General features: G+C 57.9%; 26 protein-coding genes and 1 pseudogene. 12 read left to right on the top strand and 15 right to left on the bottom strand.

Translation table 11 applies throughout. From position 1 onward, the window contains the following. Positions 1 to 363 precede the first annotated feature (363 nt). Positions 364 to 2,224 (top strand): annotated as a pseudogene (locus FBY04_RS11660) (DAHL domain-containing protein). On the opposite strand, the gene FBY04_RS11655 reads toward FBY04_RS11660, so the two are convergent. The 3 genes from FBY04_RS11655 to FBY04_RS32675 form a co-directional block, all read right to left on the bottom strand. After that, positions 2,184 to 2,978, bottom strand: coding sequence for a DNA adenine methylase (locus FBY04_RS11655; protein ID WP_145315281.1), 795 nt, complete (start codon positions 2,976 to 2,978; stop codon positions 2,184 to 2,186). The pseudogene FBY04_RS11660 and the gene FBY04_RS11655 sit on opposite strands and share 41 nt — an antisense overlap. A gap of 150 nt (positions 2,979 to 3,128) precedes the next feature. Further along, positions 3,129 to 3,671 (bottom strand): lysis system i-spanin subunit Rz, encoded by a 543-nt coding sequence (locus FBY04_RS11650; protein ID WP_145315280.1) that lies wholly within the window; start codon positions 3,669 to 3,671, stop codon positions 3,129 to 3,131. Further along, the gene (locus tag FBY04_RS32675) at positions 3,653 to 4,459 is read right to left on the bottom strand and encodes a contractile injection system protein, VgrG/Pvc8 family (RefSeq protein ID WP_145315279.1); all 807 of its coding nucleotides are present in this window, start codon (positions 4,457 to 4,459) and stop codon (positions 3,653 to 3,655) included. The genes FBY04_RS11650 and FBY04_RS32675 overlap by 19 nt, the downstream gene beginning before the upstream one ends. Positions 4,460 to 4,497: 38 nt before the next feature. Here FBY04_RS32675 and FBY04_RS11640 point away from each other — a divergent pair, with 38 nt between their 5' ends. Beyond that, complete coding sequence (locus FBY04_RS11640) at positions 4,498 to 4,767, top strand: pyocin activator PrtN family protein (RefSeq protein WP_145315278.1); 270 nt, start codon at positions 4,498 to 4,500, stop codon at positions 4,765 to 4,767. Positions 4,768 to 4,819: 52 nt separating this feature from the next. Here the strand turns inward: FBY04_RS11640 and FBY04_RS11635 are convergent, their stop codons facing one another. After that, positions 4,820 to 5,644, bottom strand: coding sequence for a hypothetical protein (locus tag FBY04_RS11635; RefSeq protein WP_145315277.1), 825 nt, complete (start codon positions 5,642 to 5,644; stop codon positions 4,820 to 4,822). Continuing rightward, positions 5,645 to 6,736, bottom strand: a complete 1,092-nt coding sequence (locus FBY04_RS11630; protein ID WP_145315276.1) for a site-specific integrase — start codon at positions 6,734 to 6,736, stop codon at positions 5,645 to 5,647. 102 nt (positions 6,737 to 6,838) lie between these two features. On the opposite strand from FBY04_RS11630, the gene dusA reads away from it, so the two are divergent. Together dusA and tal are read left to right on the top strand one after the other, a co-directional pair. After that, positions 6,839 to 7,858: a tRNA dihydrouridine(20/20a) synthase DusA gene (gene dusA / locus FBY04_RS11625; protein ID WP_145315275.1), complete on the top strand. Its 1,020-nt coding sequence runs from the start codon at positions 6,839 to 6,841 to the stop codon at positions 7,856 to 7,858. Positions 7,859 to 8,036: 178 nt separating this feature from the next. Next, positions 8,037 to 8,963: a transaldolase gene (tal, locus tag FBY04_RS11620; protein ID WP_145315274.1), complete on the top strand. Its 927-nt coding sequence runs from the start codon at positions 8,037 to 8,039 to the stop codon at positions 8,961 to 8,963. A gap of 213 nt (positions 8,964 to 9,176) precedes the next feature. Here the strand turns inward: tal and rssC are convergent, their stop codons facing one another. Then, on the bottom strand, positions 9,177 to 9,659 hold the full coding sequence (gene rssC, locus FBY04_RS11615; RefSeq protein WP_007935262.1) for an anti-sigma factor antagonist RssC: 483 nt from the start codon (positions 9,657 to 9,659) through the stop codon (positions 9,177 to 9,179). Beyond that, positions 9,659 to 10,840, bottom strand: coding sequence for a two-component system response regulator RssB (gene rssB / locus FBY04_RS11610; protein WP_084323765.1), 1,182 nt, complete (start codon positions 10,838 to 10,840; stop codon positions 9,659 to 9,661). The genes rssC and rssB overlap by 1 nt, the downstream gene beginning before the upstream one ends. 276 nt (positions 10,841 to 11,116) lie before the next feature. Here rssB and FBY04_RS11605 point away from each other — a divergent pair, with 276 nt between their 5' ends. Beyond that, on the top strand, positions 11,117 to 11,416 hold the full coding sequence (locus tag FBY04_RS11605) for a PilZ domain-containing protein (protein WP_084323766.1): 300 nt from the start codon (positions 11,117 to 11,119) through the stop codon (positions 11,414 to 11,416). A gap of 61 nt (positions 11,417 to 11,477) precedes the next feature. Here the strand turns inward: FBY04_RS11605 and FBY04_RS11600 are convergent, their stop codons facing one another. Further along, entirely contained in the window at positions 11,478 to 12,167 is a 690-nt protein-coding gene (locus FBY04_RS11600; protein WP_145315273.1) for a VacJ family lipoprotein, read from the bottom strand. A 200-nt stretch (positions 12,168 to 12,367) separates the two neighbouring features. Between FBY04_RS11600 and FBY04_RS11595 the strand changes: the two genes are divergently transcribed. Both FBY04_RS11595 and FBY04_RS11590 read left to right on the top strand, forming a co-directional pair. Then, positions 12,368 to 12,988, top strand: coding sequence for a phosphatase (locus FBY04_RS11595; RefSeq protein WP_084323768.1), 621 nt, complete (start codon positions 12,368 to 12,370; stop codon positions 12,986 to 12,988). A gap of 109 nt (positions 12,989 to 13,097) precedes the next feature. Continuing rightward, positions 13,098 to 13,361, top strand: a complete 264-nt coding sequence (locus FBY04_RS11590; RefSeq protein WP_145315272.1) for a DUF4404 family protein — start codon at positions 13,098 to 13,100, stop codon at positions 13,359 to 13,361. A gap of 172 nt (positions 13,362 to 13,533) precedes the next feature. Here the strand turns inward: FBY04_RS11590 and queF are convergent, their stop codons facing one another. Continuing rightward, on the bottom strand, positions 13,534 to 14,364 hold the full coding sequence (queF, locus tag FBY04_RS11585; RefSeq protein WP_084323770.1) for an NADPH-dependent 7-cyano-7-deazaguanine reductase QueF: 831 nt from the start codon (positions 14,362 to 14,364) through the stop codon (positions 13,534 to 13,536). A gap of 111 nt (positions 14,365 to 14,475) precedes the next feature. Beyond that, positions 14,476 to 15,006, bottom strand: a complete 531-nt coding sequence (locus tag FBY04_RS11580) for a plastocyanin/azurin family copper-binding protein (protein ID WP_145315271.1) — start codon at positions 15,004 to 15,006, stop codon at positions 14,476 to 14,478. 155 nt (positions 15,007 to 15,161) lie between these two features. Between FBY04_RS11580 and FBY04_RS11575 the strand changes: the two genes are divergently transcribed. Both FBY04_RS11575 and FBY04_RS11570 read left to right on the top strand, forming a co-directional pair. Then, entirely contained in the window at positions 15,162 to 15,842 is a 681-nt protein-coding gene (locus FBY04_RS11575) for a heavy metal response regulator transcription factor (protein ID WP_084323772.1), read from the top strand. Beyond that, entirely contained in the window at positions 15,842 to 17,191 is a 1,350-nt protein-coding gene (locus FBY04_RS11570) for a heavy metal sensor histidine kinase (protein ID WP_145315270.1), read from the top strand. Before FBY04_RS11575 ends, FBY04_RS11570 begins: the two co-directional genes overlap by 1 nt. Before the next feature lie 126 nt (positions 17,192 to 17,317). Here FBY04_RS11570 and FBY04_RS11565 read toward each other — a convergent pair whose 3' ends face one another. The 3 genes from FBY04_RS11565 to FBY04_RS11555 form a co-directional block, all read right to left on the bottom strand. Then, on the bottom strand, positions 17,318 to 18,562 hold the full coding sequence (locus tag FBY04_RS11565; RefSeq protein ID WP_145315269.1) for a lipoprotein-releasing ABC transporter permease subunit: 1,245 nt from the start codon (positions 18,560 to 18,562) through the stop codon (positions 17,318 to 17,320). 64 nt (positions 18,563 to 18,626) lie between these two features. After that, complete coding sequence (gene lolD, locus FBY04_RS11560; RefSeq protein WP_178118272.1) at positions 18,627 to 19,310, bottom strand: lipoprotein-releasing ABC transporter ATP-binding protein LolD; 684 nt, start codon at positions 19,308 to 19,310, stop codon at positions 18,627 to 18,629. A 7-nt stretch (positions 19,311 to 19,317) separates the two neighbouring features. Then, positions 19,318 to 20,568: a lipoprotein-releasing ABC transporter permease subunit gene (locus tag FBY04_RS11555; protein ID WP_145315267.1), complete on the bottom strand. Its 1,251-nt coding sequence runs from the start codon at positions 20,566 to 20,568 to the stop codon at positions 19,318 to 19,320. Positions 20,569 to 20,662: 94 nt separating this feature from the next. Here FBY04_RS11555 and FBY04_RS11550 point away from each other — a divergent pair, with 94 nt between their 5' ends. Together FBY04_RS11550 and FBY04_RS11545 are read left to right on the top strand one after the other, a co-directional pair. Then, the gene (locus FBY04_RS11550) at positions 20,663 to 21,241 is read left to right on the top strand and encodes a PilZ domain-containing protein (RefSeq protein ID WP_084323776.1); all 579 of its coding nucleotides are present in this window, start codon (positions 20,663 to 20,665) and stop codon (positions 21,239 to 21,241) included. Between the two features lie 14 nt (positions 21,242 to 21,255). Beyond that, the gene (locus FBY04_RS11545) at positions 21,256 to 21,978 is read left to right on the top strand and encodes a glycerophosphodiester phosphodiesterase family protein (protein ID WP_084323777.1); all 723 of its coding nucleotides are present in this window, start codon (positions 21,256 to 21,258) and stop codon (positions 21,976 to 21,978) included. Positions 21,979 to 22,020: 42 nt separating this feature from the next. Here FBY04_RS11545 and sthA read toward each other — a convergent pair whose 3' ends face one another. Both sthA and FBY04_RS11535 read right to left on the bottom strand, forming a co-directional pair. Beyond that, positions 22,021 to 23,415: a Si-specific NAD(P)(+) transhydrogenase gene (gene sthA, locus FBY04_RS11540; protein WP_007907752.1), complete on the bottom strand. Its 1,395-nt coding sequence runs from the start codon at positions 23,413 to 23,415 to the stop codon at positions 22,021 to 22,023. A 207-nt stretch (positions 23,416 to 23,622) separates the two neighbouring features. Continuing rightward, the gene (locus tag FBY04_RS11535) at positions 23,623 to 24,672 is read right to left on the bottom strand and encodes an FAD:protein FMN transferase (RefSeq protein WP_145315266.1); all 1,050 of its coding nucleotides are present in this window, start codon (positions 24,670 to 24,672) and stop codon (positions 23,623 to 23,625) included. 134 nt (positions 24,673 to 24,806) lie between these two features. Between FBY04_RS11535 and FBY04_RS11530 the strand changes: the two genes are divergently transcribed. Continuing rightward, positions 24,807 to 26,105, top strand: a complete 1,299-nt coding sequence (locus FBY04_RS11530; RefSeq protein ID WP_090473892.1) for an MFS transporter — start codon at positions 24,807 to 24,809, stop codon at positions 26,103 to 26,105. Positions 26,106 to 26,182 lie beyond the last annotated feature (77 nt).

The following is a 26,182-nucleotide window of genomic DNA, read 5'->3' as shown; positions in this document are numbered from 1 at the left end:
GCCTTTCCCAGTACCGGGCATTCACGACTTCGTCGCGGCGCTCAGCACCCCCAACGCCTCAGCGACCAACGCAAGAACACATATGCGCAGATGACTTTTTGGAAGCATCTCGCGATTTAGGTTGCTGCAGTTAAAACTACCAAAGCTGGCACTTATGCGACACGCGGCTAGAGTCTTAGAACACATTATGCATGCATAATCGGCGTATTTTCCATTTTCAGGGAGTAGAGAAATGAGCACTGTCATAATCTTGGCTAACTGTTGCAATTGCGCAAAAAAGTTCGACTAACCCCCCTCACGCCAAATTACAAGCGCTTTATTCAATACAACTTTCCCATACGGCCTCAAAAAAAGAAGAATGCAATGAGAATTAGTAGCAGTTACAAATGGATTGCCGTAATAGTTACAACCCTTATTATCCTTACAACACTTACATTCTTACTTATAAAAAACATACTCACATGACGACTCCAAATATTTTGAATCTCGCGACTTCGTTCGCCAATTAAAGCAGTTAGATGCCACTTGGGGCGTCAAGATTCTAAGAGCAAAAATCGACATGAACAGTAGCTTGTTTCTGGGTGCGCCTGCCGAATCAAGTAATCGTTGGGACCAACTGGATAAACTAAATAATTCTGGCCCCTTGCTAGCCCTATGGAAAGATCGCCGACAAGAATACTTAGACGCCGTGCAAAACAAAACAAAACTAGTTGAACAATTTAAAGAGCATAACATGACACTGCGCACGGCCCTGGACGCCCTACCCAAGGCAGAAGATAGTATTCAAGAATTGCTGAAGGATATCGACAACAAACAACCGTTGAAAAACTTAACAACTTCCTCAAATATATTAAATCTTACGCTAGCCACACTTGAATACACCATCTACGTGTCCAATGATAAAGCCACGGAAATTGAAGATCAACTGACAATTATAAAGCAATATATGAGTGAGCTCCCGCCCGAGCGCCGTCAACCTTACGATACCTTCGTCGCGCACGTGAATTCAATCGTTCGAGAGCAACCCATCGTGAATGACTTGCTTGACCGAATCAGTGTTATTCCCGTTGCACAGCAGCTGGACGGGATCAATGAGTTACTCAACGAGACCCAACGGCGAACGGAAGCAAAAGACCGCCAATACCACATTTACTTGGCAGTATTTGCCAGCATTATGGCATTTCTGTTGGTGTACCTCGCCAGCCGTTTGGTTCGTAGTTATACAGTAATCAACAAGATGAACAGCGAATTGCAAACGGCCAACGAACGTCTTGAACAACGAGTCGAGGAACGCACCCGAGAACTGATTGAGGCCGAGCGAGAACTAATCGATGCTGCACGAATGGCCGGTATGGCAGAAATCGCTACCAATGTTCTGCATAACGTCGGCAATGTGTTGAATAGCGTTAACGTCTCTGCTGAGGTGATAACCCGCAAATTGTCTACCAGCAAAACATTAGGTCTCGGTAGAGCAGTGAACATGATGAACGATCATGCTGAGGATCTCGGACAATTCATCACGCTCGATGAAAAAGGCAAACTGCTTCCCAGTTACCTCAACCAACTGGTCAACTCCATCGCTGCCGAGCAATCGGCCATAGTCGAAGAATTGACATTGCTGAGCAAAAGTATCGACCACATTAAGGATGTCGTTTCCACCCAGCAGGCCTATGCCGGCGCTGCACGGCTCGTCGAGCCATTGAAAGTCATCGATCTGTTTGAAGATGCCTTGCGCATGAACTCCGGCGCTTTGAGCCGACACCATGTGACAGTAACCAAGGATTATCAGGATGCACCGATCATAATTGGCGACAAGCACCGACTGCTCCTGATCTTGATAAACCTGATAAGCAACGCCAAGTATGCAATGTCCAAGGTAACAGAGCATCAGCGTGAGATGACCTTGAGCGTCAGCGTTATCGATAATTCAACGTTGCGCTTCAGCGTCAAAGATCAAGGCGAAGGAATCGCCGCCGAGAATCTGTCCCGCATCTTCAATCATGGCTTCACGACCCGCAAAGAAGGCCACGGTTTTGGCCTGCACAGCTGTGCTCTCGCTGCCGTGGAAATGAACGGACACCTGAACGTCCACAGCGATGGACCTGGCCACGGGGCCGTTTTCACTCTAGATATTCCCTTGGTGCTAGCCGGCAACTCTAGCACTGACCAGCCGGCGTCAGGAGTCAGAACAACCCTCCCAACGCTGCCGGTTCCCAGTTCATGATAACCAGTTCACCACTCACCTCGGCTTTGCCCTGGCGCTGGTTGGTATTGCTGTAGCGGATGTCCAAGGTCTCGAAGTGAAAGCCGTCAAATACCCGGCGAATGTCGGGATGATCGTTGATGCTGACCATTACCTTGCCTTTGCAGCGGCGCATAAAATCGGCCATCCGTTCGTAATTCACAAACGGAAAGTCCACCCCATAACCTGCCGTCTGCCAGTAAGGCGGATCCATGTAGTGGAAGGTATGAGCGCGATCGTAGCGTTCAGCGCATTCAAGCCAGGGCAGGTTTTCGACGTAAGTGCCGGACAGGCGCTGCCACGCAGCCGAGAGATTTTCCTCAATCCGCAGCAGGTTGATGGCCGGGCCAGTGGTCGCGGTGCCGAACGTCTGCCCTGTGACCTTGCCGGCGAAGGCATGATGCTGCAGGTAAAAGAATCGTGCGGCGCGCTGGATATCGGTGAGGGTTTCAGGGCGGGTCATCTTCTGCCACTCGAACACCTGCCGCGAGCTGATCGCCCATTTGAACTGACGCACGAACTCTTCGAGATGGTTCTGCACGACGCGGTACAGCGTAACCAGCTCGCCGTTGATGTCGTTGAGAACTTCAACCGGTGCTGCCTGGGGCCGCATGAAGTAGAGCGCACCGCCGCCGGCAAAGACTTCGACGTAGCATTCGTGAGGTGGGAAGAGCGGGATGAGACGGTCGGCCAGGCGGCGTTTGCCGCCCATCCAAGGGATGATGGGTGTAGACATTGAGAGCAAGACCTTTACTGTATGGATAAACAGGTGCTAGGCTCGCCGCGCTTCGTGCACGGAGTAAGAGCCTTGGCTGGACTTGCAGGGGCAATCTGCAGGGACGGCGGCCGGGATGGATGTTGACGCATCTACTCCGGTCGCTCTTTTTCACTTCGGTGTTGAGACTTCTTTGGCATAGGCCTGGCAGGCCGCCAAGGCGATCAATCCTCGATCGCCGGCGTCGGTGATGCCGATAATTCGTTGAGCATGTGCTGGGTCAAGTTGGGCTCTTGTGGGGCCATGAACCACGCTGCCGGTTGCGGTGGCGGCCGGCACTGAGCAGCCGCTGGCTGACTCGGTGGCGTCGAGTAGGACTGACAGGCGCACATCAGCAGTGGCAAGGCGGTCGCGCAGGCGACCTTGATCACGTTGGGCATCGCTAAGGGCTCGATAATGGGTTTGTTCGCTGGCTGAAAGTCGTTGCTCGAGCGCCAGGCGTTTGTCTTGCTCGACACGTTGTTGTGCCGCTGCGGTTATGGCCAATTGGTTGAGGGTTTCCGCCTGCAGGCGATCTTGTTGTTCGAGTTGCTGGCCGTAGCGCCAGTCTTGAACCTGCCAGGTGATCGCGGCAGAGCCACCGACCAGCACGGCCAACAACACGCCTACCGCGAGCAGCCGATACGGCGCGGGGATCAGGTCGACGAGACGCATAGCACTGCCCTCGCCCGCTCCCACAGCTGCAATCGATCCACCAGACCATTGAGTCCGCCATTGATCTTGCGCGTGATCGCCTCGAATTCATCCCGATCCGCCAGGGCGTTCAGCTCCCGAATCCACCAGAACCACGCGGCCGACTCGGCAGCCCATTGCGGCAACTCCAGCAGCTCAGGTGTGCGCAGCAGTCGCTCATCACCAAACAGCGCCAGGCTGCAGCGCTGGTAGTTATTCCGGCCGGTGATCTGGATCAGGCCGCGACCGCGATAGCGCTGGCCATCGCCGTCCGCTTCGGAGGTGTTGCCCAGTTTCATTGCTAGATTGCCGCCCTTCTTGTCTTGGTGTTTGGTGGCCACCTTGCCGTGCGTGTTGCGATCGCCCAAACGAAACTGCCAGCGGCTGACGTCCTTGCGGGTGATGGTGATCGCGCCAAACTCCTTGCCGCTTGCGCTTTGCCCACCCTGACGCGGCATCACCAACAGCTTGCCGTCCGCAACCTTGGCCGTGCAGTCGTATTGCTTAGCCAGGCACGTGATGAAATTGAAATCAGATTCGCTGAGCTGGTCCGCCCGGGCGACCTTGGTGGCCACCGGACAGCCCGGCTCCCAGCCATTGCGCGCTGCGATATCGCTCACGATCTTCGACAGCGGCACGTCCTCCCACGACCCGCTGCGAATGGTCTTGCCACTGCCGCGCATGTCGCTGGCCTTGCCCTTGATTGAAATCGTGTCTGGCGGACCCGACACCGTGATCTCGTCGACCACGTAGGGGCCCTGCGAGCGCATTCAAATTACTCTCCGACAGACGCTAACCAGGAGGTCGCATGAACACCCTTTTCCTGCTGATGGCCCAGTACAACGGGCAAGCGGTTATCCCCCTGGATCGCGTGTGTGCCGATTACATGAATCTAACCGTGGAGAAATTCAAGCAGAAGCGCCTGGCAGGCGAGATTGATGTTCCGGTGGTTCGTCTGGGTGCCAATAGTCAGAAGGCTGGGCTGGGCATCCACCTGAAAGACCTTGCCGATTACATTGATCGACAGCGCGAAAAGGCCACTCGTGAGCAGAATCAATTGATGGGCAGGGTGGCTTAAGGGGCCTACAAAAAACAAGGAGAGCTCACGCTCTCCTTGTATGCGCAACGTTCTAACTGTACAGAACGCCCTCCGGATTGAGCTTCATCCACCACTCACACAATTTTTTCTCTTTCGTGGCGAATGCCCCTTCCAACAGGGCCAGCATCAAATACTGAGCGTCGAGGACATCGTGCCTAATGCGTTCTCTCATCTTAGGGGGCATAACGGGGGGGATACCGCCTGGGTATTTAACCTTGAGATCCAGAACAAACAGCAATCCGACCTGAAGCCATCTGAAGGTGATCCAATCACGGTCAATCCTAGCGGCGTTCTCAGATGAAAAAAACGGAGATTGCGCTACCAGAACTTCTGCCCCACGCCGCACAAAATCGAAATCACATATTTTGTCCTGAGCCGCACGCTTTAGAGCTATGTAGTCCTTCTCATGCGCGGACTCAAACTCTGGAAATAGGATCGGAATACTGTCGATGAGCGTCAACAGCTGATCGGTATCCTCGTCAATCTCATCCTTTTTCCCCTCTCGGAGCTTGATCAGGTCCGGAGGGATGGAATAACTCGGATCCCGGTACAACGCCGTATAAGAGTGATCGATATTCCGAACATGGCTACTGGGCAAACCGCAGGCTGCATTGTTTTCCAATTCATGCCGCATCAGAACGCCCGGATTTGGAATCAATTCAAACGGCCTTGCCACATCCGGGAACCTTGCAAACCACCCAGCCCTTTCGGTATCGGTGCCTTTCACCAACTCATACAGCAACGCGTCAGTCATCAGCAAACCATGCGCCGATGCCAACTCGGTCATCCTTGTCCTGGATACCGCCTGTAAATAGGACTTATCAACAACGAGCTTCGAGTTCAGCGCTTTAGACATTTACACCAAAATCCTTTTCAACCAGGCCCAATTCAAATACATATCACCGTTTCCACGAAGGTGGGTATAACGACGAAGCGAATTCCAATCTCGGTGTCCCGAAACGCTCGACACCCTGGGAATGTCCCAGTCCATCTCAAACAGACGACTCACCCCTTCATGCCGCAGGTCATGAAAATGCAGATCCTCAATGCCCAACAGCGGACAGGCACGGGTGAAGGATGCCGACACTGACTTACCGTTGTAGGGAAAGATTTCATCGGCCGTTTTCGGCATAGCTTGAATAATGGCCCAAGCCTCATCGGGCAAATGGCACCACACGTTATTGCCAATTTTCTGCCCCGGGTTCTTCATGTCTCGCACTAGGACAGCCTGACGGGTGCAGTCGAGATCATCCCAGCGGATCCGTGTGATTTCCTCCTGCCGACGCGTCGAGAAAATCGCAAAGGCGATGATCTTCGGCATGTCGATCTGGGCCTTGCGGCGCGTCTGCATCTCGAAGTAATGCACCATGAGCTTGTCCAGCTCTGCCAACGTCGGCCGACGGTTGCGCTCTTTGCTTTTGCTCACCATACCGAGCTTGCGCAATACCTTGCGCGCGTCGGGCATGGCCAGCGGATCGACCTCATAGCCCCACGCCGGCCGCGCCACGGACAGCACCGCACCCAGGTGCGACAGATCGTTACCGACCGTCTGCGCCTGGACACCACCGCCCTCCTTGCTCATTCGCCATTGCGCGAACTCCACCAGCTTCTGGCTGGTCAACGACGAGTCGTCGAGCTCGCCCAACCAGGTGTCCTTGACCGCAGTAAGCGTCGCGCTTTTGGTTTTGCCCAGCGGGCGAATCTTTTCGTACTCGTCCAGGTATTGCTCGATCATCTTCTTGATCGTCACACCCTTGCGGTTCGCGCGCTCGATACCACCGGGCTCTGCCAGCTCCGTCTCGCGACGCTTGATCCAGGCCTGAGCGACCTGCTTGCGGTCGAAGGTCTGGCTTTCCTGATAAACTGTCTTCCCATCCCGATTGATCCGTATCTGCGCCGTATAGGCCGTCGAGTTGTCCTTGCGCTTGCGTGATGTGATCGTGCCCATTTCCAGTTGCTACATTGCTGATCTCGCTTGCTACATTGTAGCAACCGACTTCGAAAAACAAGGAAAAATGGGTAAAAACCGCTGTATAAAAGACCAGTATCAATGAATTTCGAAAAACCTGAAGCGCCCGTAAACACTAGCCCCGCCAGCTCAGAGCCGTCTCGTCGCTTCAGCGTGGCGCCGATGATGGATTGGACAGACCGCCACTGCCGTTTCTTCCTGCGCCTGCTCTCCAAGCACGCCCTCCTCTATACCGAAATGGTCACCACAGGCGCGCTGCTCAATGGCGATCACGACCGCTTCCTGCGTCACAACGAAGCCGAACACCCGCTCGCCCTGCAACTCGGTGGCAGCGTCCCGCTGGACCTGGCCGCTTGCGCGCGCATGGCGCAGGAGCATGGTTACGACGAGGTGAATCTGAATGTCGGCTGCCCGAGTGATCGGGTGCAGAACAATATGATTGGCGCGGTGTTGATGGGGCATCCGCAGTTGGTCGCTGATTGTGTGAAGGCGATGCGCGATGCGGTGTCGATTCCTGTGACCGTGAAGCACCGGATCGGGATCAACGGGCGGGACAGTTACGAGGAGTTGTGTGATTTCGTCGGCACGGTTCGCGATGCCGGGTGCACCAGTTTTACGGTGCATGCGCGGATCGCGATTCTGGAGGGGTTGTCGCCTAAGGAGAACCGCGACATCCCCCCCCTTCGCTATGACGTGGCGGCGCAGTTGAAGAAGGATTTTCCGGAGCTGGAGATTATTCTCAACGGCGGGATCAAGACGCTGGAGGCCTGTCACGAGCATTTGCAGACGTTCGACGGTGTGATGCTCGGGCGTGAGGCCTATCACAACCCTTATGTGATGGCTGAAGTGGATCAGCAATTGTTCGGCAGCACCGCGCCGGTGATTAGCCGGGCCGAGGCGCTGGCGCAGCTGCGGCCTTATATAGCGGCGCATATTGATGCAGGCGGCTCGATGCACCACATCACTCGGCATGTGCTGGGGCTGGGTACCGGGTTTCCGGGGGCGCGCAAGTTTCGGCAGTTGTTGTCGGTGGATATCCATAAGGCTAAAGAGCCTTTGGTGTTGCTGGATCAGGCGGCGGAGTTGCTTGAAGGACGCTAACGGTCACCCCGGTTGAACCTGCGCCCGGATTTGGCATCGTATTTACGGACACCGCGCCCCGCCATTCAAACAGCCGTTTTCAGGTTGTTGCCGCTGGGGACTTCGATACGTACATGCGCCCTTGAGTGGCTGTCAGCGCTCGGGTAATGTCATTAGACCCATAGGACAGAGCACGCCCATGACTTCCAAGCTGGAACAACTCAAACAGATGACCACCGTGGTTGCCGACACCGGCGACTTCGAAGCAATCGCTCGCGTAAAACCGGTGGACGCTACCACCAACCCTTCCCTGCTGCTCAAAGCGGCGGCCATCCCAGGTTATGCCGAGTTGCTGAACGCTTGCGTCAGCGACTGCAAGGGCGATGTGGGCCTGGCCAGCGACCGCTTTGGCGTCGCGGTAGGGCAAGAGATCCTGAAAGTGATTCCGGGCCGTATTTCCACTGAAGTGGATGCGCGCCTGTCGTTCGACACTGACGCCGTATTGAAGCGTGCACACCGTCTGATCGAGCTGTACGACAAGGCCGGCATTGGTCGCGACCGCGTACTGATCAAGATCGCTTCCACCTGGGAAGGCATCCGCGCTGCCGAGATTCTGGAAAAAGAAGGCATCCAGACCAACCTGACGTTGCTGTTCTCGTTCGCGCAAGCGGCGGCGTGTGCCGATGCGGGTGTGTTCCTGATTTCGCCGTTCGTGGGCCGGATCTACGACTGGTACAAGAAGGCCAATGGCAACGACTACACCGGCTCAGATGATCCGGGCGTGCAGTCGGTGACACGCATTTACAACTACTACAAGGCCAATGACTACAAGACCGTGGTCATGGGCGCGAGCTTCCGTAATCTGAATCAGATCGAGCAGTTGGCTGGTTGCGACCGCTTGACCATCAGCCCGGACTTGATCGATAAGCTGGCGGCGGACACGGGTAAACTGGAGCGTAAACTCGCTCCGGGGCATACCGGTGAGGCGCGTTTGAGCCTGAATGAAGCGCAGTTCCGTTGGTTGTCGAACGAAGATGCGATGGCGACCGAGAAACTGGCTGAGGGGATTCGTCAGTTTGCTCGCGACCAGGAGAAGCTCGAGGCGCTGCTGCAGGCCAAGCTGTGATCTAGTTCAAAGCAGCGCAAAAAGGGCGAACCTTGATGGGTTCGCCCTTTTTTGTGTGCGTGTGTTTGGTGTTGGCTTCGTGCTTGGGAATTGGGGGCTATGGCCGCCATCGCCAGCAAGCCGGCTCCTACAATTTCTCCACCGAATTATCACGTGTAGGAGCCGGCTTGCTGGCGATGAGGCCAGTGCAGCCACATCATCAATTCCAGGGAATCAGTGACGCTCCAGCGCATTCACCAGATCATGGAACGCTTCACGATTCGAATCGTTCAGCCCCATCAGGATTTTGTGCGCTTCAAGCACTTTGATCCGCACCACTTCCTCGGACTGATCCTGGTCTGGCAGGTCGGTCAGGCACTCAGGGCACGGGATCGGGCGGTCAACGATGTTGAACACCTGCTCGAAGCCCATGGACTGCAGCAGACGGGTGATGTCTTCGTGGGTGGTGACGACGGTCGGCAGCAGGCCGACCTTTTGCCGCGACAGGATCGACAGTTTGGCCAGCAGGCCAAGGGTGGTGCTGTCGATGCTGCGGGTTTCGGTCAGGTCGATCACGATCGCGTTGAAGTTCAACGCCGTGAAGATCCGCTCAATAGTCGCATCCAACGCCGAACACAAAGTCAGGCGAACTTCACCGACGAACTTCAGGACGAAGGTCCCGTCCTGCTCGGCGAACTGGATTCTACCGGTACTCATCAAAGATTCCTGCTCAACACCAACAGGGCGATATCATCCGGCATCTCCCCTAGCGTGGCCAATCCAAAAACCTGCCGCAACCCATCCAGGGTGCCGCCCGCTGCCTTGACCCGTTGGGGCAAAGCCGCTTCTTTTTCTTTGAGTGTAGGTTCTGGCAAAAGGTCCAGAATGCCATCAGACATCAGCGTCAGGCTGAACGTCGGCGGCAGTTCCAGCACGTGGTCTTCGTAGGTGGCTTCATTGAAGAGACCCACCGGCAGGCCACGCCCTTCCAGATAACGGACACTGTCTGGCGTGTACAACACAGGCAACGGCAAATGACCGCCGATGCTATAGGTCAACAAACCTGTCTCCTCGTCGATGACTCCACCGACCATTGTGACGTGTTTACCCAGCTTACAACTGATCAGCCCCCGGTTGATATGACCAAGGACCTCCGAAGGCTTGAATTCCGGCAAGGTGCCGTTGCGCTTGGATTCGAACAGCAAGCGCGTGGTCATGAATTTCAGCAGCACGGTAACGAAGGCTGAAGAGGCGCCATGACCGGAAACGTCCGCCAGGTAGAACGCTACCCGACGCTCGTCGACCCGAAAATAGTCGACAAAATCACCCGACAGGTACAGCGACGGGATGATCTGGTGAGCAAACTGGAACTCATCGATGGTCCACGGGCTGACCGGCAGCATGTTCATCTGCACCTGGCGACCGGCGTTCTGGTCTTCCTGGAGCAGGTTCAGGCTGGCTTCGAGCTCGCGATTGGCCTTTTCCAGCTTCTCGCGGTAGCGCTGGTTTTCCAGCAGCAGGCGCGCGCGATCCAGGGCCCGGCGCACGGAGTGCTCGAGCACAGCCAGATCTTCGAGAGGCTTGATCAGGTAATCCGCTGCGCCCAGGCGCAAGGCCTCGACCGCGTCGTTCATCACGCCGGCACCCGACACCACAATCACAGGGGTTTGCGGTGATCGCTCGGTGACCTGGCGGATGAGTTCGAGTCCGCCCATCTGCGGCATGCGCAGATCGCAGATGACCAAGTCGGGCTTGTCTTGCTCGAATACCTGAAGACCCTGCTGGCCATTGCTGGCCTGCAAGACGCTGAAACCACTGTCTTCCAAATAGGCGGCGAGGCTCGCGCGCACTACTTCGTCATCATCGATTATCAGCAGCGTGGCACTGGTTTTTGGCATGTGGGCAAACGGCGCCAGAATTAGGTTGGCGTAGCAGGCTGGGCAATTGACCCCGCACACACTACTGGATTCGCTTTCTAGCCTCCCTGCTGCACCGCTTTCGGGCATTCACCTTACTTGCAGGCACACCAGAGGTGCCCTTCTAAGGCGCAGACGGTACTCCCATCCGCGGGGCGTTTCAAGCTCACGCCGATGGTCGCTTGACGTCTTTACTTGTCAAATCACCGGGAGTTATAAGAACAGGCAAAACCGTAACCCAATGGAAGGATCAAGGCCATGAGTCAAACCGATCGGGACTACAGCGAAAAGCGTGATTTCATCCGCATGCGGGTTGATGCCGATGTAGCGCTGATTCACGAAGGAGACGAGGTTGCAGCCGTCTGTATCGACCTTTCCAGCAGTGGCATGCAGGTTGAGGCACCTCGTTTGTTCAGGGTCGGTGACCGCCTTAGCGTACGGATCGATTCCGATCACGCAGCACTCAAAGGCCTCGAGGCCGACACTGAAGTGGTGTGGGTGAAAGAACAGGACGGCGGCAGTCAGAAACTCGGCCTTACAATCCTGAAGATGAAATAACCCGGATCCAAAACCAAAGAAGGCGGCCAACTGGCCGCCTTCTTCGTTTTATCGGTCGATATCAGAAATCGTCTTCGACCTGACCGTCTTTGACTTTGAATTCGCGGTTCTGCAAGTACGCATTGCGGATGAAGGTGTACTTGTCGCCAGTGATGAGCTTCTCGGCGGACAGCAGGCTGGCGCGGGTGTCGACGATATTCAGGCCGAAGATCGAGTTACGCACCGGCACATCGTGAATGTACGGGTATGGGCCGGTGTAGCCATCAATGTACTTCGCCGGAGCATCACGCAGAGTGCTCGGGCCCAGAAACGGCAACATCACGTACGGACCGCTTCCTACGCCCCAGTAACCCAGCGTCTGACCGAAGTCTTCGTCGCTACGGTTCAGGCCCATTTTAGTGCCCACGTCGAAGAAGCCCAACAAGCCGAAGGTGGTGTTGAAGATCAGGCGCGCGGTATCGACCCCGGCGGCGGCCGGTTTGGCCTGCAAGATGTTGTTGGCAAGGTTGGTGACATCACCGACGTTGCGGAACATGTTGTGGATGCCGTCTTCGAGAAACTGCGGGGTGACGAACTGGTAGCCCTGCGCCAAAGGCTTCAGCGCATAGGTGTCGACCACATCGTTGAATTTGTAGATCGGACGGTTGATGCTTTCCCAAGGGTCGTCTTCCGAAGCTGCCTGAGCAACGAACGGAGCCAGTAACACACTGGCGCACACAAAAAGCTGAGCGAGATGATTGCTCCAGCGCATAGAAAACTCCTTGGTTTGTACTGGCGCGGGCGTCTTGGCCCGGGCATTAAGCTCGCTAGTATAAGGTGGAAAAGCAGCTTTAGGCAGTAGCATGCGTGATGGCCTACGGATGATTCTCCCTGACTGTGAGCGATTCACATCAATGTCATCCAACTGTCACCGGCAACGCATAGCCTTGTCGCTATTTCAGGGACGTTGACATGCCGCACGCCGAAGCCTTGCCCCTCACCGCCCCCAGCCTGACCGCCGTCCTGTTCGGCCTCAGCGGTTGCCTGGTGGATTTCGGCGCCCGCACGCGCCGGCACGACGCTCATTCTGCCGAGCACGCCGAGGTCACGCCGGGGGCTCTGGACAGTTTGCACAGCTTGCAACGCCAGCAGATTCCCTGCGCCTGGCTCGACGAACTCGCCCCTGCCCTTTGCCATTCCCTGGCCACCGCTTTGCCGGAATGGATCAAACCTTCGCAACACCCCGCAACAATCAATCCCTGGCCCGCGCCGAATGCGTGCTGGCAAGCCTTGATGGCGCTGAATGTCGAGCGCCTGGATGGCTGCGTGCTGGTCAGCGGCGAACCGCGATTGCTGCAGTCGGGCCTGAATGCCGGGCTGTGGACGATTGGCCTGGCCTCCTGCGGCTCACTCTGCGGGCTGGCGCCCAGCGAATGGCAAGCCTTGAGCCAAAAGGAACGCGAACACCTGCGCGGCAAGGCAACGGTGCAACTGTTCAGCCTGGGCGTGCACTCGGTGATCGATCACCTCGGCGAGCTCGACACCTGTCTGGCCGACATCAGCCTTCGTCGCCTCAAGGGTGAAAAGCCCTGACCCGGATCATGCAGGTTTCGCGCGAGTGGATTAATCTAAAGGTCAGCCATAGACCTTTGGCGCGCTGCTACGGTCTATGCCAGTGCCTATCGATAAAAGGAAGAACGCCATGCCTGCCCGCGAACTGCAAGAACAGCTCAATACTCTGCGCGAGCAACTGGAACAGAATCCGCCGCTGACGGAAGCCGAGCGCGAAGACCTGCATGAATTGATGAAACAGATCGAACTCGAAATCGAGCTTGAAACCAAAACCCAGGACTCCAGCCTCTCCGACAATGTGAATCTGGCCGTAGAGCGCTTCGAAATTGAGCACCCTACCCTCGCCGGCACACTGCGCAACATCGTGCAGGCCTTGGGCAATATGGGAATCTGAACCCACCGGATACAGAAAAGCCCCGCTAGTGATAGCGGGGCTTTTTCATATCTGCGGTTTGCAACGCAATCCCTTGTGGGAGCGGGCTTGCTCGCGAATGCGGTTTATCAGGCACCATCAATGCTGACTGATCAATCGCATTCGCGAGCAAGCCCGCTCCCACATTGGATCTTCATTGGCGGACCAGGCGGTGGTTCGGCAATTGAACGGTTTCAGTGCTGCGATACGGGTTGATGTCCAACCCGCCACGCCGCACGTAGCGCGCATACACCGTCAGCTTCTCCGGTTTCAGCAAGCGTTGCAGGTCGAGAAAAATCCGCTCCACGCACTGCTCATGGAAGTCCGAGTGCTGGCGGAAACTCACGATGTATTCCAGCAAACTCGCATGATCCAGCGCCGCGCCACGGTATTCCACCGCTACGCTGCCCCAGTCCGGCTGACTGGTGACCGGGCAATTGGACTTGAGCAAATGACTGTGCACGCTCTCCTCGACGATGCGCGACTCGTCGCAACGCAGCAGCTCCGGCCGCGGATGCTCATAGTTGCTGACGCTGATCTCCAGATCGTCGATGCAAACGCCCGGCAACGCCACGACGCCTTCGGCTTCAACGTCTTTCAGGCTGCGAATCCGCACGCCAACCGGTTTGCCAGCCGCAGCCGACAGGTCTTTCACCAGCGTCGCTTCAAGGCTCGCGGTGTCGGTAAACGGCGTCTGGTTCAGCGAGTTCAGGTACAGCTTGAACGACTTGGATTCGATGATGTTCGGCGAATCCGCCGGGATGCTGAATTCGCCGATCGCCACCACGGGTTTGCCGGACGGCAACAGCCACGACAGCTCGAAGCAGTTCCAGAAGTCCACGCCCTTGTACGGCAGGGTTTCTGCCGTCAGGCCCAGCTCGGCCCATTTCGCGGTGCGCGGGATCGGGAACAACAAGGACGGCGTGTATGTGGCGATGTATTCGCTGGATTTGCCCAGCGGCGAGTGTTCGGCTGCGGGATGCATGGTGGAAACCTGACTGAAGAATCAGCGGATTCTACCAGCCTTTGTGCCCGTCTTTGAGTGCTTCGTGTCCGGCGGGGCTTTTGCGCCCCTTTAAAAGATCGCAGCCTCGTTTCACTCGACAGCGCCTACGGTCAACTTGCCGACCATCCCAGCCTGATAGTGGCCTGGAATATTGCAGGCAAACTCCAGGCTGGTAGCCTTGGTGAAGGTCCAGGTCAATTCGGCGGTTTTGCCCGGTTCAACGAGGACGCTATTGGGGTCGTCGTGCTTCATCATTCCGTGATCCATGCCAGCCATCGACCCGTGGTCCATTTCCTTCATGCCTGTAGGCGTAAGCATGCCGCTCTGCTGCATCTTCAACATTTCCTGCTGATGTTTTGCATGCATCGCCGCGTCGCCGAGGTTGAGTTCGTGCAGCAATTGGCCTTTATTCACCAGCACAAAGCGAACCGTCTCACCCGCCTTGATATCGAGGGCCTTGGGGGTGAACGACATGTCGCCCATCACCACTTCGATGCTGCGATCAGCCTTGTCGGCCGTGGCCGGTTGACCGAAGTCGAAGGTCTGTGCCGGCGATGCCCACGCCGGCGAGTTCAGCGCCAGCAGGCACGCGGCCAGCAGCAGAGGTTTGCGCAAAAACATAGTCGTACTCCAACAAGATAAGGTTCAGCCTGTGAAAAACTTTAAACTAAAGGCACTGCCCCCAACCTGACGACCAGATTACAACTTTGTCAGGCTGGCCTGTACTGACGCTGCCCACGGTATAAAGCGTTCGTTCCAATAACCTAGAGTCGCCCATGAAACTGCTGATCGTCGAAGACCAACCGAAAACCGGCCATTACTTGCGCCAAGGCCTGGCCGAGGCCGGGTTCAACACCGATCTGGTGGCCGACGGCAGCACCGGCCAACAATTGGCGCTGAGTGGTGAATATGCGCTGCTGATCCTCGATGTGATGCTGCCGGGGCGCGATGGCTGGCAAATCCTGCAAGCCGTGCGTAGCGCCGGCCTCGATACGCCGGTACTTTTTCTGACAGCGCGAGATGCGGTGGAGGACAGGGTCCACGGACTCGAACTCGGCGCCGACGATTACCTGGTCAAGCCGTTCGCCTTCTCCGAACTGTTGGCCCGGGTCCGAAGCCTGTTGCGCCGTGGCAGCGCCTCGACTCAGGAAACCAGCCTGCAACTGGCCGATTTGCGCCTGGATCTGATCCGCCGCCGCGTCGAACGCAGCGGTCAGCGCATCGACCTGACCGCCAAGGAATTCGCCCTGCTGGAAATGCTCCTGCGACGTCAGGGCGAAGTGCTGCCCAAGTCGCTGATCGCTTCCCAGGTCTGGGACATGAATTTCGACAGCGACACCAATGTCATCGAAGTTGCCATCCGCCGGCTGCGCCTGAAGATCGACGACGAGTTCCCAAACAAGTTGATCCACACCGTGCGCGGCATGGGTTATGTCCTTGAAGAGCGGCCTGCCTGATGCGCCGACTGTCCTTGAGCAGCCGCCTGGCGCTGCTCTTTGCCGCTTGCACCGCCGTGGTTTCGCTGTTTGCGGGCGTATTGTTCAGTCGGGCCAGCGAGGCGCACTTCGTTGAGCTGGACCAGCAATTGCTGAACGGCAAGTTGATTGGCTTGCGTCGAGCGCTTCACGATCTTCAATCCAGCGAAAGCGAAGTCAGACTGGCGGATGAATTGAACCGTCAGGCTGATTTGTCCTTGCGCATTTCTGGTAGCGACGGCAAGCGCTGGTACGACAGCACCGCGAGCCTGCCCGATAAACTTCCGCAAAAACCGGGTTTATCGACCCTCAATGACAACGACACCGACTACCGCGTCCTGAATGCGCCGTTGTTTGTGGACAAACCTGACTCACCGCAATTGACCCTGCTGCTGGACATCACCCATCACCAGCATTTTCTGCAACGCATGCAACACCTGATCTGGCTCACCGTGGGGTTGTCCGCCCTGGCCACGGCACTGCTCGGTGCCTGGGCGGCGCGTAGCGGGTTGCGTCCATTGCGCCGCATGAGTGCGGTCGCCTGCGGTGTTTCGGCGCAATCGCTCAACGCTCGCCTGCCCGAAGACGACATGCCGCCAGAACTCGCGGAAATGGCCCACCACTTCAACGCCATGCTTGGACGCCTCGACGACTCGTTTCAGCGGCTCTCGGCGTTTTCCGCCGACATCGCCCATGAACTGCGCACGCCGCTGTCGAACCTGCTGACCCACACCCAGGTCACCCTCACCCGCCCAAGGCCCATCGAGGATTACCGCGAAGCGCTGCACAGCAACCTCGAAGAACTGCAATGGATGGCGCAATTGGTCAACGACATGTTGTACCTGGCCAAGGCTGACCATGGCTTGTTGATGCCAAAGAGAGAACCGCTGGAACTGGCGGACGAAGTGAATGTGTTGCTGGAGTTTTTTGCGCCACTGGCCGAAGACGCTCGGGTGACGTTGAGTCGCGAAGGTCATGCGCGCATGGAGGGTGACCGGAGCATGTTGCGGCGAGCGCTTTCGAATTTGCTGGATAACGCGTTGCGATTTACACCGGCAGAGGGCGAGGTACGGGTGCGGATTATCGAGCAGTCTGGAGGTTTGAGTCTGACGATTGAGAACAGCGGCGAAGGCATTGACGGGGCATTGCTGCCGCGCTTGTTTGATCGCTTCTACCGGGCGGATCCGGCCCGACAGGAAGGCAGCAGTGAACATGCGGGGTTGGGATTGGCGATTACCCAGTCGATCGTTCGTGCCCATGGTGGGCAGATTCGTTGCGAATCGGAGAGTGGGTGGACGCGGTTTGTGATTGAGTTGCCGAAAGGGGATTGAGGCCAGCAGGTTCGACCCCTTCGCGAGCAAGCCCGCTCCCACATTGTATCTGGGTCGATCACAATATTTGTGACCGTCACAGATCCAATGTGGGAGCGGGCTTGCTCGCGAACGCGGTATCAGGACCTACGAATACCGCAACGCGTGAGCCGGTTCGATCTTCGCCGCACGCCAAGCCGGGTAAACCGTGGCAAGGAAGCTCAACACAAACCCCGCCGAGCAGATCAACAACACATCTGCGCCCTGCAATTCCGAAGGCAGGTTGCTGACGAAATACACATCGGAACTGAAGATGTGCTGCCCGCTCACCCGCTCCACCCAGCCGACCAGCTCACTGACGTTCAGCGCGGCAATCACGCCGAGCACGCCGCCGATCAACGTGCCGACCACCCCGATCAGCGTGCCCTGAACCATGAAGATCGCCATGATCTGGCGCGGCGTGGCGCCGATGGTGCGCAGGATCGCGATGTCCGCGCCCTTGTCATTCACCACCATGATCAGGGTGGCGATGATGTTGAACGCCGCCACCGCAACGATCATCAGCAACAATAGGCCGATCATGGTTTTTTCCATTTTCATCGCGCTGAACAGACTGCCCTGGGTGTGGGTCCAGTCGTCAGCCTTGTAAGCCGCGCCCAAGCCGCCAGCAATGTCGCTGGAAACCTGCGGCGCCGCATACAGATCCTTCACCGCCAGGCGCACGCTCTGCACCTGATTCGGCTCCCAATGCTGCATTTGCGCAGCATCGGCAACATGGATCAGCGCCATCGAGCCATCCAGCTCGGCACCCACCTTGAACACGCCCACCACGTTCAGTCGCTGCATGCGCGGGGTAATTCCGCCCGGCGCGTTGCTGACTTCCGGCACGATCAGGGTGATCTTGTCGCCGACATTCAAGCGGAAACGCCGCGCCGTGATCTCGCCGATCACTACGCCGAACTCGCCCGGCTTCAAGGCATCGAGACGCCCCTGAACGATGTGCTGGGCAACGATCGAGACCTTGCCCTCGAGCGCCGGATCGACACCGCTGACCTGGATCGGCTGCATCGTGCCTTTATAGGAGAGCATGCCTTCCATCTCGGTGAAGGGCACGGCGGCGGTCACTTCCGGGTTTTTCATCGCGGCGGCCGCCACCGGCTGCCAATCGTCGATCGGGTTGACGCCGACGATGGTCGCGTGGGGCACCATACCGAGGATGCGCGAGCTCATTTCGCGCTGGAACCCGTTCATCACCGACAACACCACGATCATCGCCAGGACACCGAGGGCGAGGCCGATCATCGAGGTCATCGAGATGAACGAAACAAAGCGATTGCGGCGCTTGGCGCGGGTATAGCGCGTGCCGATAAAGATCGATAACGGTCTGAACATTCGCTGGGGCACCGTATAAAAACAAAAAGACCCGACGTCTTTTCTGACATCGGGTTTCGACCAATCAGATAGGCGTCAGGCAACCTTCCTGCAAATGCAGGACGCGATCCATCTGGCGAGCCAGGCTCATGTCGTGGGTCACCACCAGGAACGCCGTGCGCATCGAGGTGCTGAGTTCCAACATCAAATCCTGAATGCCCTGAGCGGTGTGGGAGTCGAGGTTGCCGGTCGGCTCGTCGAGCATCACCAAGCCAGGCTTGTTTACCAGGGCGCGGGCGATGGCCACACGCTGGCGCTCGCCTCCGGACAATTCCGCCGGTTTGTGTTCTAGGCGATGGCCCAGCCCTACCCGCTCAAGCAATGCCGTCGCACGCTGGCGCGCTTCCGGGATTGCGGTCTTACCGATAAGCAGTGGCATGCAGACGTTTTCCAGCGCGGTGAACTCCGGCAGCAAGTGGTGGAACTGGTAAACGAAACCCAGCGACCGGTTGCGCAGCAGGCCACGATTCTTCTCGCTCAATGCCGACAGCTCTTCGCCGTCAAGCCAGACGCTGCCCTTGGTTGGCGTATCGAGACCACCCAACAGGTTGAGCAAGGTACTTTTGCCCGACCCCGAGGTGCCGACAATCGCTACGCGCTCACCCGGATGCAGCTCCAGCTGCAGACCGGCCAACACTTCAACCGACTCCGGGCCTTCCTCGTAGGATTTGCCCAGGTTGCGGCAGCTCAAGATTGCTTTATCACTCATGCCCGACTCACTCATAACGTAGCGCCTCCGCAGGCTGGGTGCGCGCGGCACGCCAGGCTGGATACAGGGTGGCGAGGAAACTCAGGACCAACGCGGCGGCGCAGACCATCAACACATCCTGGCTCTGCACTTGCGACGGCAGGTAATCGATGAAGTACACGTCGGCGTTGAGGAATTTGTGGCCGATCAAGCCTTCGAGGGCCGAGATCGCGGCGCTGACGTTCAGCGCGGCGAAGATCCCGACCACGGCGCCGATCAGCGTGCCGAACACGCCAATGACAGTGCCCTGCACCATGAAGATCGCCATGATCGAACGCGGCGTGGCGCCGAGGGTACGCAAAATCGCGATATCGCCCTTCTTGTCGTTCACCACCATCACCAGCGTGGAAATGATGTTGAACGCAGCGACGGCAACGATCAGCAGCAACAGCAAGCCGATCATGGCTTTTTCCATGCGGATCGCCTGATACAGATTGCCGTGGGTGCGGGTCCAGTCGCGGGCGTAGAAATGGTCCTCGCCGAGCTGCTGGGCGATGTTCCACGCAGTGCGTGGCGCCTGGAACAGGTCGTCGAACTTCAGGCGGATGCCCTGCACCTGATCCGGCTTCCAGCGGTGCAGCTTCGCCAGGTCCTGCAGGTTGGTGACGCCCAGGTATCCGTCGATCTCGCCGGCACCGACATGGAAGATGCCGACCACGGTGAAGCGTTTCATGCGCGGGAACATGCCGGCCGGGGTCACGGTGACTTCCGGCGCGACGAAGGTCAGCTTGTCGCCGATGGCCGCGCCGAGCTTGGCGGCCGCCTTGTCACCGATGACGATGCCGAAACTGCCGGGCGCGAGGTCATCGAGTTTTCCCTGCAGCATGAACTTGTCAATGATCGACACCTGGCGTTCGAGCGCCGGGTCGATGGCATTGAGCAGCACTTTGGAGACCTTGCCGTTGTTGGTCAGCAAACCCTGCATCTGGGTAAACGGCGCCACAGCCGTCACCTGCGGGTTCTGCCTGACCTTGGCGGCGAGGTCCTGCCAGTCGCTGATCGGCTCGCCGGACTCGATGGTCGCGTGGGGCACCATGCCCAACACGCGAGTGCGCATTTCATGATCGAAGCCGTTCATGACCGACAGCACGACGATCATCACGATCACGCCAAGGGCAAGACCGATCATTGAAGTCAGGGAAATGAACGACACAAAATGATTGCGACGCTTTGCACGGGTATAACGCGTGCCAATAAATACGAAGAGAGGTCTGAACATGTCGGGGCTTGTTCGGAGGGAAAAGGAACGTCCTTGTGGCGGGGGTCGATAACCAGCTTTACACTCAGACCACCGCCGCTACCATGGGTTCGCCATGTCGACATTAGATGAAGAAGATCGCCGCGAATACTACCGTATCGAGGACACGATCGCACTGGAAATTCGGCCCCTGTCCGCTCCCGAAGCCGCAGGCCAGGAAGTGTTGCAGGATGCTTCCCCACTCTTCAACCTGCTCAGCGAATTGCACCTGAGCGAATTCGAATCGCAACACCTGTTGCGCCAGATCAGCGAGCGCGACCGCAACCTCGCGGCGTTCCTGAAATCCCAGAACAAACGTATCGACCTGCTCAGCCAGGTGATCGCCATCACCGTGCTCGGGCAGATCGGCGAGCCGCAGCCCGTGATCATCTCCGAGGGTGGTGTCGACTTCCAGCACCCGACACCGATTGCCGCGGGCACGCACCTGTCGGTGAAACTGGTGCTGATGCCGCAAGCCCTCGGTTTGTTGCTGCGCGCGCGCGTTACCCATTGCGATCGCAAGGGTGAAGGCTACGACGTCGGCACCGAGTTCGAACATCCGACCGATGCCCAGCGTCAACTGCTGGCCCGCTACATTTTGCAGAAGCAGGCCCAGGAACGACGTCTGGCCCGCGAAAACGAATCAGGCATTTAATTTAAGGAAGAACCGTGACCCTCATCTACGGCCATCGCGGCGCCAAGGGCGAAGCACCGGAAAACACCCTGACCAGCTTTCAGGAATGCCTCAAGCACGGCGTACGTCGCTGCGAACTGGACCTGCATCTGTCCAAGGACAACGAGTTGATGGTCATTCACGACCCGACGCTCAAGCGCACCACTGACCGACGCGGCAAGGTGGTCGAGCACACGGCGGCAGAGCTGGTGACCTACGACGCACGCAAGGGCGGCCCGGGCTGGATCAAGCCGTGCCCGATTCCGACGCTGGAAGAATTGTTCGAGAAATGCGACTTCGAGCACTGGCAGCTGGAAGTCAAAAGCGCTTCACGCACCCGCGCCGCGACGACAGTACTGGCGATTCGCGAAATGGCTCAGCGTTTCGGCATGCTCGACAAGGTCACCATCACCTCGAGTTCGCGAGAAGTGTTGAAAGCGGCTTTGGACCTGGTGCCGGACGTGTCCCGCGGACTGGTGGCCGAATACGCCTGGCTCGACCCGCTGAAGGTCGCGCAAAGCTATGGCTGTGAGATTCTGGCGCTGAACTGGACCCTGTGTACGCCGGAACGCCTGCAGAAGGCGCAGCGTCAGGGGCTGCATGTGTCGGTATGGACAGTCAACGAGCCCGCGCTGATGCGCAGACTCGCCGACTTCGGCGTTGACAGCCTGATTACAGACTTTCCCGGTTTGGCCACTGCCACGCTCGAGAATTGCTGAAATCGGTCTCCCCGGCCGGCTCAGGCCACCGGCCGGAGCCGCTCAAAAAAGCCGGTTGAGGCCATCGTACGCCGCTACCCGATAGGCTTCGGCCATGGTCGGGTAGTTGAACGTGGTGTTGACGAAGTACTTCAGCGTGTTCAGTTCACCCGGCTGGCTCATGATCGCCTGACCGATGTGCACGATCTCCGACGCCTGATAACCGAAGCAGTGAACACCCAGCACTTCCAGCGTCTCGCGATGGAACAGAATCTTCAGCATGCCCTGAGGCTCGCCGGCAATCTGCGCACGCGCCATGCTCTTGAAGAATGCCTTGCCGACTTCGTAAGGCACCTTGGCCTGCGTCAGCTCCTGCTCGTTCTTGCCGATCGAGCTGATCTCCGGAATGGTGTAGATGCCGGTCGGCACGTCGTTGACGAAGCGCCAGCTGTTGTTATCGACGATGCTGCCAGCGGCCGAACGGCCCTGGTCGTGCGCGGCACTGGCCAGGCTCGGCCAGCCAATCACGTCACCGGCGCCATAAATGTTCGGCACGCAGGTGCGATAAGCCTCGTCGACTTCGATCTGGCCACGGCTGTTGACCTTCACGCCGATGTTTTCCAGACCCAGCTGATCAGTGTTGCCGGTTCGGCCGTTGCACCAGAGCAAGGCGTCGGCCTTGATCTTCTTGCCGGACTTGAGGTGCAGGATCACGCCGTTGTCCACGCCTTCGACGCGGTCGTAGTCTTCGTTGTGGCGAACCGTGATGTTGTTGTTGCTGAAGTGGTAGCTCAGCGCCTGGGAAATTTCCGAGTCGAGGAAGCTCAGCAACTGGCCACGGTTGTCCACCAGCTCAACCAGCACGCCCAGGCCGCTGAAGATCGAGGCGTATTCACAACCGATCACGCCAGCGCCGTAAACGATGAGTTTGCGCGGGGTATGGCCGAGGCTGAGGATGGTGTCGCTATCGTAGATACGCGGGTGATGGAAATCGATGTCCGCCGGGCGATAAGGACGCGAGCCGGTGGCGATGATGATGTGCTTGGCCACCAGTTTTTCGACCACGCCGTTGGCGCAGACCACTTCGATGGTCTGCTCGTCGGCGAAGCTGCCGGTACCGAAGAATACGTCGACGCGGTTACGGGCGTAGTAGCCGGTACGCGAAGCGACTTGTTTGGAAATGACTTTCTCGGCGCTTTTCAGCACGTCCGGGAACGAGAACCAGCGCGGCTCACCAATGGCCCGGAACATCGGGTTGGTGTTGAACTGCATGATCTGCCGGACCGAGTGACGCAGTGCCTTGGACGGGATGGTGCCCAGGTGGGTGCAGTTGCCGCCGACCTGGCGACGGCTATCAACCATCGCCACCTTGCGCCCTGCTTTGGCGGCGTTCATTGCCGCGCCTTCTCCCGCCGGGCCGGAACCCAGCACCACCACGTCGTAGTTGTAGACAGCCATGCGTACTCCTCAGAACAGGCCGCGGCGCCCTCGGCACCTGCGGCTAAATCACGCCGATCTGCGGCGTGAAGGAACAATTTGGGGCCAGTGCAGAACCCGGACACAGTCTATAGAAGCGTCAACGCCGCGCACATTAACCCTTGGTCGCGTCGTAGGCTACTTTTGCCTGCACTACAACGCCAGTCTTCAATGCGCAAATCGCCGTAATCATTCGGTTTTTCCGCCACTGAGGCGTTCAAAAGCCTGATTGGTTCGTGTGACGAAACCTGTATCGGCACGAATCACAAAGAATGCACCGATATTGTGAGTTTCGGCATAGTCCCAACCCCGCTCAGGACCGAGAATCAGCAACAGCGTCGATAGGCCATCGGCCATTAACGCTGAAGGATGAATCACCGTGACTGACGCCAGGGCGTGCGCGACCGGCGCACCGGTGCGGGCGTCGAAGGTGTGGGAATAGCGCTTGCCGTCCTGCTGAAAATAATTGCGATAGTCACCAGAGGTGGACAATCCGTAGCCGTCGACTGCGATGATTTTTTGCGTCACCTGTTCGTCGTCCCGAGGTTCTTCCAGCGCGATCTTCCAGGCTGAGCCATCGAGCTTTTTGCCCGTCGCCTTGAGCTCGCCAGTGACTTCGACCAGGTAACTGTCGATGCCCAATACCTCTAGCCTCCCGGCAATCCGGTCGACAGCATAGCCAGCGGCGAGACTGTTGAAGTCGACTTCCACCGGCGCATCCTTACACAACCGATCGCCGTCAATGCTCAAGTGACCATGCCCAACACGCTGTCGCATCAGGGCCAAGGCGTCGGCGGTCGGCACTTTTTCTTCCCGGGACTGGGGTCCGAATCCCCACAGGTTGAGCAACGGCTCTACCGTCAAGTCGAAGGAGCCGTCGCTTTGGGATGACAACTGCTCACCCACACGGATCAATTCGAGCACAGGGCCAGGCATGACCTGACAATGACCGGCCGGCAGTGCGTTGAAGCGTACGGTGTCCGAGTCGCTGCGATAGGTCGAGAATTGTCGATCCACTTCGGCGAGGATGTTTTCTACGTCGACCTGCACCGCTTTCGGCCCCGGCGTGGAGGCATGTCTGACGTATTGAATGGAATAGCGACTGCCCATGGTCGGGCCGTCAAAGCGCTCCAGGCTCTCGCCGCTGCCGCAACCGGACAAAACGCCGGCCAACACCACAAGTCCACCCCACCGTCCAGTTAACAAATCTTCATCTCCCCTCAAAACCACGCCCGCCATTATGGGCCTCAGAGCGCATGGGAGCGAGGTCTGCCAGTGCCCGCCAGCAAGACGCAAAACCTGTGGGAGCGAGACCGTCTCGCGCCCATCGGTTCAGCGTTTCAAACAAGATTTATCAGCGTGAGTACCTACAAATGCCTTCCAATACGAGCAAAGGCAAAGCGATTTTTCGCGTTGTCAGCGGCAATTTTCTCGAGATGTTCGACTTTATGGTCTACGGCTTTTACGCCACGGCCATCGCCAAAACCTTCTTCCCTGCCGACAGCGCTTTCGCTTCGTTGATGCTATCGCTGGCCACGTTTGGTGCCGGGTTCCTCATGCGTCCGCTCGGTGCGATTTTCCTCGGCGCCTACATCGACCGTCATGGTCGTCGCAAAGGGCTGATCATCACCCTCGCGATGATGGCTGCCGGTACGGTGTTGATTGCCTGTGTGCCGGGTTACGCCACGCTGGGCGTGGCCGCGCCGCTAATCGTGCTATTCGGCCGACTGCTGCAAGGTTTCTCGGCCGGCGTGGAGCTGGGCGGTGTATCGGTGTATCTCGCGGAGATTTCCACACCGGGTCGCAAAGGCTTCTTCGTCAGCTGGCAGTCCGCCAGCCAGCAAGCGGCGGTGGTTTTCGCCGGCCTGCTGGGGGTTGCCTTGAATCACTGGCTCAGCCCGGAAGAAATGGGTGACTGGGGCTGGCGCGTACCCTTCCTGATCGGATGCATGATCGTGCCGGTGATCTTCGTGATTCGTCGTTCGCTGGAAGAAACGCCTGAGTTCCAGGCACGTAAACACCGCCCTACCCTGCGGGAAATCGTCCGCTCGATCGGTCAGAACTTTGGCATTGTCATCGCCGGTATGGCGCTGGTGGTGATGACGACCGTTTCGTTTTACCTGATCACCGCCTACACCCCGACCTTTGGCAAAGCCGAACTGCATTTGTCGGATCTGGATGCGTTGCTGGTGACGGTGTGTATCGGTCTGTCGAACTTCTTCTGGTTGCCAGTGATGGGCGCTGTGTCCGACAAGATCGGGCGAAAACCCCTGCTTCTCGCTGCGACCATCCTGGCGATTCTCACCGCCTACCCCGCCCTGTCGTGGCTGGTGGCGAACCCGAGTTTCAGCCATTTGCTGATTGTCGAATTGTGGCTGTCGTTCCTGTATGGCTCATACAACGGTGCCATGGTCGTGGCGCTGACCGAGATCATGCCGGTGGAAGTTCGCACGACCGGCTTCTCTTTGGCCTACAGCCTGGCGACGGCGACCTTCGGTGGATTTACACCGGCAGCCTGTACGTACCTGATTCATGTGCTGGACAATAAGGCTGCGCCGGGGATCTGGCTCAGTGGTGCAGCAGTGCTGGGGTTGATTGCGACGCTGGTGCTGTTCAAAGGCAATCGGCATGAACTGCGGACGGCGCAAGCAGCCGTTGTCGGCGGCGCCTGACAGATCGCTTTCGCGAGCGACCCCGCTCCACAGGGTTCTTTGGTGCTCACACCATTGTGATCACGCAGAGGCCCACT

It is taken from the genome of Pseudomonas sp. SJZ080, from assembly GCF_007828295.1.
GTDB lineage: Bacteria > Pseudomonadota > Gammaproteobacteria > Pseudomonadales > Pseudomonadaceae > Aquipseudomonas > Aquipseudomonas migulae_A.
Note: the sequence above shows the minus strand (reverse complement) of the source record. Positions and strands in the feature narration are given on the sequence as shown.

Bases quoted from the DNA above. Each gene is read 5' to 3' on its own strand.
- FBY04_RS11655 (WP_145315281.1), bottom strand. From the start codon at position 2,978: ATGTCTACACCCATCATCCCTTGGATGGGCGGCAAACGCCGCCTGGCC.
- FBY04_RS11650 (WP_145315280.1), bottom strand. From the start codon at position 3,671: ATGCGTCTCGTCGACCTGATCCCCGCGCCGTATCGGCTGCTCGCGGTA.
- FBY04_RS32675 (WP_145315279.1), bottom strand. From the start codon at position 4,459: ATGCGCTCGCAGGGCCCCTACGTGGTCGACGAGATCACGGTGTCGGGT.
- FBY04_RS11640 (WP_145315278.1), top strand. From the start codon at position 4,498: ATGAACACCCTTTTCCTGCTGATGGCCCAGTACAACGGGCAAGCGGTT.
- FBY04_RS11635 (WP_145315277.1), bottom strand. From the start codon at position 5,644: ATGTCTAAAGCGCTGAACTCGAAGCTCGTTGTTGATAAGTCCTATTTA.
- FBY04_RS11630 (WP_145315276.1), bottom strand. From the start codon at position 6,736: ATGGGCACGATCACATCACGCAAGCGCAAGGACAACTCGACGGCCTAT.
- dusA (WP_145315275.1), top strand. From the start codon at position 6,839: ATGAATTTCGAAAAACCTGAAGCGCCCGTAAACACTAGCCCCGCCAGC.
- tal (WP_145315274.1), top strand. From the start codon at position 8,037: ATGACTTCCAAGCTGGAACAACTCAAACAGATGACCACCGTGGTTGCC.
- rssC (WP_007935262.1), bottom strand. From the start codon at position 9,659: ATGAGTACCGGTAGAATCCAGTTCGCCGAGCAGGACGGGACCTTCGTC.
- rssB (WP_084323765.1), bottom strand. From the start codon at position 10,840: ATGCCAAAAACCAGTGCCACGCTGCTGATAATCGATGATGACGAAGTA.
- FBY04_RS11605 (WP_084323766.1), top strand. From the start codon at position 11,117: ATGAGTCAAACCGATCGGGACTACAGCGAAAAGCGTGATTTCATCCGC.
- FBY04_RS11600 (WP_145315273.1), bottom strand. From the start codon at position 12,167: ATGCGCTGGAGCAATCATCTCGCTCAGCTTTTTGTGTGCGCCAGTGTG.
- FBY04_RS11595 (WP_084323768.1), top strand. From the start codon at position 12,368: ATGCCGCACGCCGAAGCCTTGCCCCTCACCGCCCCCAGCCTGACCGCC.
- FBY04_RS11590 (WP_145315272.1), top strand. From the start codon at position 13,098: ATGCCTGCCCGCGAACTGCAAGAACAGCTCAATACTCTGCGCGAGCAA.
- queF (WP_084323770.1), bottom strand. From the start codon at position 14,364: ATGCATCCCGCAGCCGAACACTCGCCGCTGGGCAAATCCAGCGAATAC.
- FBY04_RS11580 (WP_145315271.1), bottom strand. From the start codon at position 15,006: ATGTTTTTGCGCAAACCTCTGCTGCTGGCCGCGTGCCTGCTGGCGCTG.
- FBY04_RS11575 (WP_084323772.1), top strand. From the start codon at position 15,162: ATGAAACTGCTGATCGTCGAAGACCAACCGAAAACCGGCCATTACTTG.
- FBY04_RS11570 (WP_145315270.1), top strand. From the start codon at position 15,842: ATGCGCCGACTGTCCTTGAGCAGCCGCCTGGCGCTGCTCTTTGCCGCT.
- FBY04_RS11565 (WP_145315269.1), bottom strand. From the start codon at position 18,562: ATGTTCAGACCGTTATCGATCTTTATCGGCACGCGCTATACCCGCGCC.
- lolD (WP_178118272.1), bottom strand. From the start codon at position 19,310: ATGAGTGATAAAGCAATCTTGAGCTGCCGCAACCTGGGCAAATCCTAC.
- FBY04_RS11555 (WP_145315267.1), bottom strand. From the start codon at position 20,568: ATGTTCAGACCTCTCTTCGTATTTATTGGCACGCGTTATACCCGTGCA.
- FBY04_RS11550 (WP_084323776.1), top strand. From the start codon at position 20,663: ATGTCGACATTAGATGAAGAAGATCGCCGCGAATACTACCGTATCGAG.
- sthA (WP_007907752.1), bottom strand. From the start codon at position 23,415: ATGGCTGTCTACAACTACGACGTGGTGGTGCTGGGTTCCGGCCCGGCG.
- FBY04_RS11535 (WP_145315266.1), bottom strand. From the start codon at position 24,672: ATGGCGGGCGTGGTTTTGAGGGGAGATGAAGATTTGTTAACTGGACGG.
- FBY04_RS11530 (WP_090473892.1), top strand. From the start codon at position 24,807: ATGCCTTCCAATACGAGCAAAGGCAAAGCGATTTTTCGCGTTGTCAGC.